The organism is Ruegeria sp. HU-ET01832, assembly GCF_040371315.1.
GTDB lineage: Bacteria > Pseudomonadota > Alphaproteobacteria > Rhodobacterales > Rhodobacteraceae > Ruegeria > Ruegeria lacuscaerulensis_A.
Map to the genome: position 1 here is coordinate 588,050 of NZ_BAABWL010000002.1, position 11,639 is coordinate 599,688.

The window sequence follows — 11,639 nt, forward strand, 5'->3', positions numbered from 1 at the left end:
CTCAATCACAGCGGGCACCAATTGGGCGTGCCCGCTGTACCCCCAAAACTCAGAACCCCGCGCAAGGGAGGACAACGATGTCTGAGTCAGTTCAATCCACGGCAGGCGGCGACGAACGGATCAAAGAGATCTCACCACTGCGCCGCGCTCTGATCCGCCCCGAATTGGGTGGGATGGTCGGCACTGTCGCCGTATTCACCTTTTTCCTGCTGTTCGCCTTTGACAGCGGCATGTTCACCGCTCAGGGGGTCATGAACTGGTCGGTCGTTTCAGCTCAGTTCATGATCATTGCTGTTGGGGCCTGCCTGCTGATGATCGCCGGTGAATTTGACCTGTCCGTTGGGTCGATGATCGGGTTTGCGGGCATGATGATTGCTATTTTCTCGGTCACAATGAGCTGGCCGGTCTGGATGGCTATCATAATCACGTTTGTCCTATGCGTCGCCATCGGAGCGCTAAACGGCTACATCGTTGTCCGAACAGGCCTGCCCAGTTTTATTGTTACGCTGGCGTTTCTGTTCATTCTGCGCGGATTCACGATTTACCTGCCACAGACGATTGAACGTAAAACCATCATCGGCGGGATCAAGGACGCAGCCGAAGGCGATTGGCTGGCATCTATCTTTGGCGGCAAGGTCGGGCAGGGCCTGTTCGTTTGGCTGGGTGACAACGGTATTATCGAGGTTTTCGAACGGGGTACGCGTCAGGGTCAGCCGGTGGTGGACGGCATTCCAATGCTGATCATCTGGGCTATCGTAATCATCATCTTTGGCCATGTGCTTTTGACCAAGACCAAATTCGGCAACTGGATTTTCGCAGCTGGTGGCGATGCCGAGGCAGCCCGGAACTCGGGTGTTCCAGTCAACAAAGTCAAAATCCTGATGTTCATGTTCACGGCCTTCTGCGCGACGGTTTTCGCCACCTGTCAGGTGATGGAGTTCGGATCAGCCGGTGCGGATCGTGGTCTGCTGAAGGAGTTCGAAGCGATCATTGCTGTGGTTATCGGTGGCGCATTGCTGACCGGCGGCTATGGCTCGGTCCTTGGCGCGGCGCTCGGCGCGCTGATCTTTGGTGTGGTTCAACAGGGACTGTTCTTTGCCGGCGTGGAAAGCTCTCTGTTCCGGGTGTTCCTGGGCGTGATCCTGCTGGGTGCGGTGATCCTGAACACCTATATCCGTCGCATCATCACAGGAGAACGCTGAGATGACCGAAGATACCAAGTTCCATCATGGCGACGCGCAGGATCAAAAGCCGATCATTCGGATGGTCGACATCCAGAAACATTTCGGCTCGGTCATTGCGCTTGCTGGTGTCAGCTTTGACCTAAAACCAGGGGAGTGTCACTGCCTTCTGGGCGACAACGGTGCGGGCAAGTCGACCTTCATCAAGACCATGTCCGGTGTGCACAAGCCAACAGCAGGCGAGATATTCTTCGAAGACAAGCCTATGCACTTCGAAGACCCGCGCGATGCGATCTCCGCTGGGATCGCAACGGTGCACCAGCATCTGGCCATGATTCCGCTGATGAGCGTCAGCCGCAATTTCTTCATGGGCAACGAGCCGACGCGCAAAGTGGCCGGGATCAACTTCTTCGATAAGAAGCTGGCCGATGAGATCACCATGGAAGAGATGCGCAAAATGGGCATCAACCTGCGTGGTCCGGATCAGGCCGTTGGCACATTGTCTGGGGGTGAGCGTCAGACGGTGGCAATTGCGCGGGCTGTGCATTTCGGCGCTAAGATTCTGATCCTGGACGAACCGACCTCGGCCCTTGGTGTGCGTCAGACCTCGAATGTTCTGGCGACCATCGACAAGGTGCGCAGTCAAGGTGTGGGCGTTGTCTTCATCAGCCACAACGTGCGTCATGCTCTGGCCGTGGGGGACCGCTTTACCGTTCTCAATCGGGGTCAGACTCTGGGCACTGCAAAACGTGGTGAGATCACACCAGAAGAATTACAGGATCTGATGGCAGGTGGTCAGGAACTGGCTCAGCTGGAAGGCTCACTTGGCGGAACGGTTTAACGCCGTTCCCCCAACCCTGGGCTCAAGCGTCCAACATTTAACGAAAATTCTGGAATGGCCAAATTGGCCTTGTGTTGAAAGGGATCACAATGGGCAAAACAGTCCGACTGACCACAGCGCAAGCTTTGGTGCGCTATCTGGGCGCGCAATTGAACGAGGCTGGAGAGCCGTTTATTGCAGGCGTCTGGGCCATCTTTGGCCATGGGAATGTGGCTGGGCTGGGCGAGGCGCTGCATGCAGTGAAAGACAGCTTGCCCACCTATCGCGGCCATAACGAGCAGACCATGGCCCATTGCGCGATTGCCTATGCCAAGCAAAAGCGGCGGACGCAGACGATGGCGGTGACGTCCTCGATCGGGCCGGGGGCCACGAATATGGTGACGGCGGCAGCGTTGGCCTATGTGAACCGCCTGCCGGTCTTGCTGTTGCCCGGCGACGTGTTTGCGACACGGGGGCCTGATCCGGTTCTGCAACAGCCCGAGAATTTCAGCGACGGTACGGTCAGCGCCAATGACTGCTTCCGCCCGGTCAGCCGTTATTTCGACCGGATCACTCGGCCTGAACACCTGCTGACCGCTCTGCCGCGGGCGTTCCGCACCATGACGGACCCCGCGGATTGCGGGCCGGTCACGTTGTCCTTCTGTCAGGACGTGCAGGCCGAAGCTTATGACTATCCCGAAAGCTTCTTTGAGCCCCGCGTCTGGTATCAGCGCCGCATCCGCCCGGATGAAGGTGAGCTGGCCCGCGCAGTGGCGGCGCTAAAGGCGGCCAAACGGCCGGTGATCATCGCGGGGGGCGGGGTGCACTATTCGGATGCGACGGAAGCGTTGCAAAGCTTTGCGGAAATGCACAACATCCCCGTCACCGAAACGCAGGCGGGCAAGTCCGCGTTGGCCTGGGACCATCCGTTGAACCTGGGCCCCGTTGGCGTGACTGGGGGTGAACCGGCCAATGATGTCTGCGCCGAAGCTGATCTGGTTTTGGCAGTAGGGACGCGGTTGCAGGATTTCACAACTGGGTCATGGGGCCTGTTCTCGAACCCGGATCGCGAGATGGTGTGCCTGAACACCAACGCCTATGACGCTGAAAAACACGGCGCGATGCCGCTGCAATCGGACGCGCGCGTGGGTTTGGAGGAGTTGGGCACTTCCCTTCAAGGCTATCGCGCCGATCCGGTTTCGGACACGCTCAAGGCGGATTGGTACGGTAAGGTCGATAAACTGACGGACGCGCCCGGCGACGGGAACGCTCTGCCGACGGATATGCAGGTGGTGGGCGCAGTCCAGCGCGCCTCGCATTACGATACGGTGGTGATGTGCGCCGCTGGGACCATGCCGGGTGAACTGCACAAACTGTGGAAAGCCCCGCGCCCTGGCGCATATCACATGGAATACGGCTTCAGCTGCATGGGGTACGAGATCGCGGGCGCCATGGGCATCAAGATGGCCGAGCCCGAGCGCGACGTGATCTGCTTTACCGGCGACGGCACCTATATGATGGCCAATTCCGAGATGGCCTCGGCCGCGATGATGGGTGTCTCGTTTACCGTGGTGATCACCGACAACCGGGGCTTTGGTTGCATCAACCGCCTGCAGATGGGCACCGGTGGGGCCGAGTTTAACAACCTGTTGGACCATGCGGTGCATGAGAACCCGTCCAATATCGACTTTGCCGCTCATGCGGCGGCGATGGGGGCGGCCTCGGTCAAGGTCGGCTCGATTGCCGAGCTCGAGGACGCGCTTGCCAAACGCGCCGATATCAAGGGGCCGTATGTGGTTGTCATCGATACCGATCCCTACCCCTCGACCGAATATGGCGGCACGTGGTGGGAAGTGGCGGTGCCCGAGGTCAGCATCCGCCCTGAAGTGAACGAAAAACGCGCGGCTTACGAGCTGGCGATCAAGGAAAGAAATACCAAATGAGCGTGAAAATCGGAATCTCTCCGATCGCGTGGCAGAATGATGATCTGCCGGATCTGACGGCTGCGTACACCATGGAGCAGGCGCTGAAGGAGTCGCGTGAGATCGGCTATACCGGCGTCGAACGCGGCCAGCGGATGCCCGGCGATACTGAAGGTTTGCGCGCCTATCTTGAGGCGAATGACATTGCGCTTTGCGGTGGTTGGTGTTCGGGCGCGTCGCTGGTGAATGATTTTGCCACCGAACGCAAGGCTGTGCGCGAACAGGTCGAACAATTCGTGGCGCTGAACAGCCCCTGTATCGTATACGCCGAATGCTCGAACACCGTTCAGGGTCAGATCGGAACGCCGGTGAACGACCGCCCGAAACTGTCGAAGGATGAAGTTCTGGCCTACGCCGCTAAGATCAGCGAATTGGCCAAGTGGATGGCGGATCAGGGTATGCCCATGGCCTATCACCATCACATGGGTACGATCATCGAAAGCGAAGATGACGTGAACTGGCTGATGGAAGGGTCGGGCCCCGAGGTCAAGCTGTGCTTTGACACCGGCCATTTGCTGTTTGGCGGCGGCGATGTGCTGGCCACCCTGAACCGCTGGGGCGACCGGGTGCATCATGTGCATTTCAAGGATATCCGCCCGCAGGTCGTACAGGATACGCGCGAGAACAATCGCAGCTTTCTGGATGCCGTCATTGCTGGGGCCTTCACCGTGCCGGGAGATGGCTGCATCGACTTTCAGGCCGTCGCAAACGCGCTGAAGACGATGGATTACCGCGGCTGGATCGTGGTTGAGGCCGAACAGGACCCCGCCAAAGCGCCACCCTACGAGTATTCGAAGAAGGGTTACAAACACATTGTCGAAGTCTGTGGGGAGGCTGGGCTGACGATCACTGCATAACTCACCGCCCGATGGGCAACACCGAAGCCATGAGAAAGGAGAAAATCATGGTAAGCCAAGAGCTTGGATATGTCGGATATTTTGACCGGGAATCCTGTGATCTGGATGAATTCAAGGTGTTGACCTCTCAGGCCCTACAGGCGTCAGCGGTGCCGCATGCGGCGGGCATTGAAAAGAACGTACCCGTTTATGACATGAGTGCCCTGCGGCCTGCGCTAGAGGATGGCGCGCGGCGTCAAGCTCTGCTTGCGGAATGGGGGCAGGTGTTGAACAGCTCGGCCGGGGTGATCGCGCTGAAAGGTGCTTATGCGGATACCACCGTGATCGACCGGGCGACGGAGGTGTTTCAACAGATCATCGACGAAGAGCGCGAAGGTGGGGCAGGCGAAGGCGATCACTTTGCGGCCTCGGGTGCCAACGACCGGGTGTGGAATGCGCTGCAAAAGCAATGCATGAAGGATCCCGAAGGCTTTGCGCTTTACTTCGGCAACACCTCGATTGCCGCCGCGTGCGAGGCGTGGCTGGGTCCGAATTATCAAATGACTGCGCAAGTCAATCAGGTTCGCCCCGGTGGTAAGGCACAGCAAGCGCATCGGGACTATCATCTGGGGTTCCAAAGCGCCGAAAGCGCGGCGCGGTACCCGGCCCATGCGCATTTGGTGACAGCGATTTTGACCTTGCAGGGCGCGGTGGCTCATTGCGATATGCCGGTCGAAAGTGGCCCGACCAAGCTGTTGCCGTTTTCGCAGCTTTATGCGCCGGGCTATCTGGCGTTTCACGATGCAGCCCATCGCGATCATTTCGAAGCCAACTACATCCAGCTGCCACTGGACAAAGGCGATGCCGTTTTCTTCAACCCGGCGCTGTTCCATGCGGCGGGCGAAAACCGCAGCGCGGATATCAACAGGATGGCAAACCTGCTTCAGGTCTCTTCAGCCTTTGGGCGCGCGATGGAGGCCATCGACCGGCGCGCCATGTCGCTGAGGGCGTTCCCGGTGCTGGTGGCGCTGAAGCAGCGTGGCGATTTGTCTGGGCCAGAGCTGGAAGCGGCCATCGCGGCCACTGCCGAGGGGTATCCGTTTCCGACCAATCTGGATACGGACCCACCGGTTGGCGGAAACGCTCCCGCCAGCCAAGCCGATATCCTGCGCAGTGCGGTATCCGAAGGGTGGACAGAAGAACAGCTGGCACAGACGCTTGCAGCGCTGGAAACCCGACAGGCAGCATAAGGCAATATCGGGCGGGCGAACATGCCCGCCCAACACGGAGAACACGAGATGGCGGACCTTTTGAAAAAACCCTTCGGCACGCGCGGTAAGGTGCACGATATCACCCCGGCCAGTGCCGGTTGGCGCTATGTCGGGTTTGGTCTCTATCATCTTCGCGCGGGCGACACAGCTTCTGAGGTGACTGGCGACCGCGAGGTTATTTTGGTCATGGTAGAAGGCAAGGCGCAGATCACCGGAGCCGGACAGGACTGGGGCGTGCTGGGCGACCGGATGGACGTGTTCGAAAAGACCCCTCCGCATTGCCTGTACCTGCCCAACGGGACCGACTGGCAGGCGGTGGCGGAAACTGATTGCGTTCTGGCCGTGTGTTCCGCCCCTGGCAAAGGCGGACATCAAGCGCGTAGTATCGCGCCGGACGGCATTACTCTGACCGAACGGGGCAAGGGTACCAACACGCGCTACATTAACAACATCGCGATGGAGGGCGAAGACTACGCCGACAGTCTTCTGGTAACCGAGGTCTTTACACCCAATGGCAACTGGTCCTCTTTCCCAAGCCATCGCCATGACGAGGATGATTTTCCCCGCATCACCTATTTGGAAGAGACCTATTACCACCGCCTGAACCCCGCCAACGGGTTCGGCATTCAGCGCGTCTATACCGATGACGGCCAGTTGGACGAGACGATGGCTGTAGCCGATGGCGATGTTGTGACCGTGCCGCGGGGCCATCACCCTTGCGGCGCGCCCTATGGGTTTGAGATGTACTATCTGAACGTCATGGCAGGCCCTCTGCGCAAGTGGCGGTTTGTTCCGGCCCCTGAGGTCGAATGGATCATGGAGCGAGATAGTTGACCCAAGATTTTGCGAACTACCCCAGTTTGAAAGGCAAAACCGTCGTAATTACCGGCGGCGCCGGTGGTATTGGAGCGCGGACCGTCCGGGCGTTTGCCCAGCAAGGCGCGATAGTCGGGTTTCTGGATATCAACGCTGATGCCGGGCACGCACTGCTGGCCGAGCTGGAAGGCGAGCATGCATTCGCGCAGTGCGATCTGCGCGACGTCGACGCGCTGCGCGACGCACTGGAGCAACTGTCCGAGGAACTGGGCCCGGCGCATGTTCTGGTCAACAATGCGGCCCATGATGATCGCCACGTCTGGCGCGAAGTCACGCCGGAATATTGGGATGAACGTATGGCGACGAATATCCGCCACATGTTCTTTGCCATTCAGGCTGTTGCGCCCGGTATGATCGCGGCCGGCGGCGGCTCGATCATCAATCTGGGTTCGAATTCCTGGTGGGAATGTGGCGCAGGGTTCCCGGCCTATGCCACGGCGAAATCCGCCGTGCATGGCTTGACCCGCACAATGGCGCGCGAATTGGGCGATCACCGCATACGCGTCAATACTGTCGTTCCCGGCTGGATCATGACCGAGCGCCAAAAGGACCTGTGGGTCACGCCCGAGGCGCTGGCAAAACAGGTTGACCGCCAGTGTCTGCCGGACCCGATCGACCCGGTCTATGTGGTGCGGATGGTGGTTTTTCTGGCCTCAGACGATGCCGCCATGTGCAGCGCCGGGAATTTCATGGTCGAGGGTGGCTCGATCTGACCCTGCTCTTTCGCGGCATCCGGCTTGTGGGGGCCGCGACCCGTTGACCATGTGTGTCTTACTTCTGCGGTGGTGCCCCAAAAGCGCGGATCACGGCGCGGGCGGCGGCCTCGACCGGGTCTTGCGTTTCTTTCAGGATAGTCACGCGATCAAATCGGTTTGGGTCGCTGTTGACTGCTGCGCGTAGGGCATTCCCAAAGGCCATCCGCAGTTCGGTGCCGATGTTGAACTTGCAGATCGACGTGTCGCGCGACAGCCGCGTGCGCTGTTCCACCGGGACGCCCGAGCCGCCATGGATCACCAAGGGGACCTCGGTCAATGCGTCGATTTCGGCAATGCGGGCCTCGTCCAATCCGCCTTCTTTGTCTTGTTGCAAATGTACATTGCCGACCGAGATCGCCATCGCATCGACACCGCTTTGCCGGGCGAATTGCGCCGCCTCGGCGGGGTCAGTTCCGTTCGAGCCTTCGCCGCCGGAATAGCCGACAAATCCGATCTCACCTTCACAGGAAATCCCAGCCGCATGAGCCATTTCAGCAATGGCGGCGGTCTCGTCGATATTCTGCTGCAAAGGCTTGCGAGACCCGTCGAACATCACCGACGTAAAACCGCTGTCCAGCGCGATCTTGCACTCCTCATACGTATAGCCGTGATCCAGATGCGCCACGACAGGGGCCGAGGCGTTTTCAGCCAGGTGCCGGAACATTTTTCCCAGAATGGGTAAGGGCGTATGCTCGCGACAGCTTGGTCCGGCTTGCAGGATGACGGGCGCATTTTCGGCTTCGGCTGCGGCCACATAGGCGCGCATGTCCTCCCAGCCCAGCGCTACCAGCCCGCCAACAGCATAGCCCTGCTCGTAGGCCGGTTGCAGCACATCTTTCAGCGTAACAAGGGTCATTTGAACTTGGCGATCATGTCTTTGATGCCCGGAATCGTTTCGATCTGATAGGCATGGGTGGGTTGGAAGTACTGCACCAGAGACCGTTGGGTCAGGCCACCGAGGATGGTGAAGTAATACATCTCGTACCCTGGCAAGACGCAGCAGGGGTGATACCCGGTGTCTATACAAACAGTCGAGCCATCGACGATGTGATAAGCATCGCCAGGGGCGTTATCTTCGCGCTGTAACATCTGCAGACCCGAGCCCCAGTTGGGTTTGAAGCGGAAATTATAGGTCTCATCATGCCGCGTCTCATCGGGTAGGCGGTTGGTGTCGTGCTTGTGGCTGGGGAACCCTGACCAGCCACCTTGACCGACGGTGAACAACTCACTCACCAGCAGCCGGCCCACTTTGTCGTGCTGCTTTTGACCTAGAATATGTTTGATCTTGCGATGGGTCTTGGTGTCATCGCTGCCATATTGCACAAGGTCATGTTCACGCACGTCGAAAGGATCCAGCACCTTGTCGTATTTCGCACCAGCTACAAAGACCTCGGCGGATTCAGATACGCAGACCATTTGCGCTTTGGCACCCACGGGAACATAGGCCCCTTCGGGTTCGCCATCCCAGACGTCTTCGCCCCGGTTTCCCAAAGCGGGGAAGGGGACGCCTTCCACGTCGACATCGACGCTGCCGGTTGCCGGAACAATGCAGGTTTCATATCCGGGTACCTGATATTCGAACGCCTCGCCCTTTTTCAATTTGACGATGTTGAAATAGTTCAACGGCACTGTCGGGTCATCAGTATCCACAATGGGTTTGTTCTGGTTGTCGAATGGGGCAATATGCATGAGACCTCCTAGGTCGTTGGACCGGGATGGGACGCCAGAAACGCATCCAGCTCAGACGTCGTTGGCATGGCTGGAGAGCATCCGGGTTTAGACACGACAATGGACGCACAGGCCGACCCGCGCATCACCGCGTCTTTCAGCGGATACCCCGCCGCGATCGATGCCAGCAGACCTGCCATAAAGCTGTCGCCAGCGCCCACAGGTTTGATCGCGTCGACAGGGTAGATGCCGGTTTCGATTTCTTGTCCGTTGGCCAGTGTTACTGCGCCTTTTTCACCCATTTTGTAGATTACGACGCGCCCCGGTTTCCCAGCCAGTTCTTGCGCTTTGGCAAAGCTCTTTTCTATACCGCCAGCCATGAAGCCGAATTCTTCATCGTTTCCGACAATCAGGTCGCTGGCCGCGCCCGCGCGCGACAAAACATCTGCCGCCACTTCCGCAGACGGCCAGCTGTAAGGACGGTAGTCGATGTCGAAAATCACCGGCAATCCGGCCGAGCGGGCGTTTTGAAGGGCGCGGAATGTGGCGCTGCGCGAGGGTTCAGCCGCAAAGACAGTTCCGGCGGACAGTACGGCTGTGAATGAAGTGTAATCTACTCGGTCGACGTCTTCTTCGGTGACCTGAAAGTCGACCGCTCCGTTCCGGTAAATGACGTTCTGGAAATCCTCGGTCCGGCTTTCATACAGCGCCAGAGAGGTGCGATGTTCACCCCCCAGAACGCGGATGTAAGATGTGTCCACTCCGTAATGGGCCAGCCTGTTCATGCAGAACCGCCCTACCGCGTCATCCGAAAGCGACGTGACCAAAGATGCCTGACTGCCAAGTTTTACCAGCCCGGCGCAGATATTGGCCGAAGATCCCCCCAGGTCGGCTCCAAAGGCGCCGGCATCTTCGCTTTTGACACCGACAGGATCTGCAAACAGGTCAATGCCCGCGCGCCCGAAAACAGCAAATCGGTTTCCTTTGATCCCATCCATCAGGGTGCTCACGTCGTGTCCTCCGGCGAAATAGGGCGGGCAGGGATGGTTGGTCCTTGCGTTGAATCGATTCACACGATACTCATTTTGCAACCGGTTGCAAATACAATGTTCGGAGCGGTTGCAAGTGCCAAAAATCGGAATTGGAATCGTCGGCGGCGGCTATATGGGCAAGGCTCATTCGGTCGCTATGGCCGCGGTGGGGGCGGTGTTCAACACAGCATTGCGACCCCGACTTGAGGTGATCTGCGCGTCGACGTCGCAGAGCGCAGAGCGGTATCGCGCAGCGTATGGATTCGCGCGGGCGACCAGCGACTGGCGCGCCTTGGTCGCCGACCCAAAGGTCGAGGCAATCGTGATCGCCTCTCCGCAGTCTACGCATCGCCAAATAGCCGAGGCTGCCATTGCGCTGGGCAAGCCGGTGTTATGCGAAAAGCCTCTGGGCGCTTCACTGGAGGACAGCCGCGCCATGGTGGCAGCCGCTGAAGCGGCCGGCGCAATTAATATGGTTGGGTTCAACTATATTCGAACCCCCGCCAGTCAATACGCACGACAGTTGATTGCCAGCGGCGAGATTGGCGACGTCACCTGGTTTCGAGGGGAACATACCGAGGATTTCTATGCCGACCCTCAGGCCCCAGCGACCTGGCGCACGACGGGCATGGCAAACGGCACTATCGGTGATCTGGCCCCACACATGGTCAACGGTGCGATGGCACTGATCGGGCCTATCACCCAGGTGATGGCAGATGTGGAGACCGTCCACCGCCATCGACCGGGCGGAGAGGTCACGAATGACGACCACGCCCAGATGATGTGCCGGTTCGAAAATGGCGTCATGGGGAACCTCTATTTCAGCCGCGTCGCGACGGGACGGAAGATGGGGTACGCCTATGAGATCTCTGGCACCAAAGGCGCGATCCGCTTTGATCAGGAAGATCAGAACGCCCTGTGGCTGTACCGCCGCGAAGGGCCTGAGGCGTCGCGGGGCTTCACCAAGATCCTGACCGGTCCGGCGCACCCGGACTATGAGCCCTTCTGTCAGGGACCGGGCCATGGCACCGGGTATCAGGACCAGATCATCATAGAAGCGAAGGATTTCCTTCAGGCCATCCATACAGGCCAAAGCTTCTGGCCGACCTTCCGCGACGGGCATGAGGTGAACCGCGTTCTGGCGGCGGTGCTTGCGTCCTCGAACCAGCGGCAATGGCAGGACGTCAGTCAATTCTGATCGAATACACGACAAGACAAC

General features: G+C 59.0%; 11 protein-coding genes. 8 read left to right on the forward strand and 3 right to left on the reverse strand.

Annotated features, from left to right (window positions below; translation table 11 throughout):
• The first annotated feature begins 77 nt into the window (after positions 1-77).
• From ABWV79_RS08165 to ABWV79_RS08195, 7 genes are all read left to right on the forward strand, one after another.
• A complete protein-coding gene (locus ABWV79_RS08165) occupies positions 78-1,202 on the forward strand; it encodes an ABC transporter permease (RefSeq protein WP_170353424.1) in 1,125 nt (374 codons plus the stop codon).
• Between the two features lies 1 nt (position 1,203).
• Complete coding sequence (locus ABWV79_RS08170; protein ID WP_170353423.1) at positions 1,204-2,022, forward strand: ATP-binding cassette domain-containing protein; 819 nt, start codon at positions 1,204-1,206, stop codon at positions 2,020-2,022.
• 89 nt (positions 2,023-2,111) lie between these two features.
• Positions 2,112-3,944, forward strand: coding sequence for a 3D-(3,5/4)-trihydroxycyclohexane-1,2-dione acylhydrolase (decyclizing) (gene iolD / locus ABWV79_RS08175; RefSeq protein WP_353391309.1), 1,833 nt, complete (start codon positions 2,112-2,114; stop codon positions 3,942-3,944).
• A complete protein-coding gene (gene iolE / locus ABWV79_RS08180) occupies positions 3,941-4,840 on the forward strand; it encodes a myo-inosose-2 dehydratase (RefSeq protein ID WP_353391310.1) in 900 nt (299 codons plus the stop codon). Before iolD ends, iolE begins: the two co-directional genes overlap by 4 nt.
• Positions 4,841-4,887: 47 nt before the next feature.
• Positions 4,888-6,069: a phytanoyl-CoA dioxygenase family protein gene (locus tag ABWV79_RS08185; RefSeq protein WP_353391311.1), complete on the forward strand. Its 1,182-nt coding sequence runs from the start codon at positions 4,888-4,890 to the stop codon at positions 6,067-6,069.
• 48 nt (positions 6,070-6,117) lie between these two features.
• Complete coding sequence (gene iolB, locus ABWV79_RS08190; RefSeq protein ID WP_353391713.1) at positions 6,118-6,924, forward strand: 5-deoxy-glucuronate isomerase; 807 nt, start codon at positions 6,118-6,120, stop codon at positions 6,922-6,924.
• Complete coding sequence (locus ABWV79_RS08195; protein ID WP_353391312.1) at positions 6,921-7,679, forward strand: SDR family NAD(P)-dependent oxidoreductase; 759 nt, start codon at positions 6,921-6,923, stop codon at positions 7,677-7,679. The genes iolB and ABWV79_RS08195 overlap by 4 nt, the downstream gene beginning before the upstream one ends.
• Positions 7,680-7,737: 58 nt before the next feature.
• Here ABWV79_RS08195 and ABWV79_RS08200 read toward each other — a convergent pair whose 3' ends face one another.
• The 3 genes from ABWV79_RS08200 to iolC are packed head-to-tail and all read right to left on the reverse strand — an operon-like array spanning position 7,738 to position 10,387.
• Complete coding sequence (locus ABWV79_RS08200; RefSeq protein ID WP_353391313.1) at positions 7,738-8,577, reverse strand: class II fructose-bisphosphate aldolase; 840 nt, start codon at positions 8,575-8,577, stop codon at positions 7,738-7,740.
• On the reverse strand, positions 8,574-9,410 hold the full coding sequence (locus ABWV79_RS08205) for a 5-deoxy-glucuronate isomerase (protein ID WP_170353416.1): 837 nt from the start codon (positions 9,408-9,410) through the stop codon (positions 8,574-8,576). Before ABWV79_RS08205 ends, ABWV79_RS08200 begins: the two co-directional genes overlap by 4 nt.
• 8 nt (positions 9,411-9,418) lie before the next feature.
• Positions 9,419-10,387 (reverse strand): 5-dehydro-2-deoxygluconokinase, encoded by a 969-nt coding sequence (gene iolC / locus ABWV79_RS08210; RefSeq protein ID WP_353391715.1) that lies wholly within the window; start codon positions 10,385-10,387, stop codon positions 9,419-9,421.
• A 127-nt stretch (positions 10,388-10,514) separates the two neighbouring features.
• Between iolC and ABWV79_RS08215 the strand changes: the two genes are divergently transcribed.
• A complete protein-coding gene (locus tag ABWV79_RS08215) occupies positions 10,515-11,618 on the forward strand; it encodes a Gfo/Idh/MocA family protein (protein WP_353391314.1) in 1,104 nt (367 codons plus the stop codon).
• Positions 11,619-11,639 lie beyond the last annotated feature (21 nt).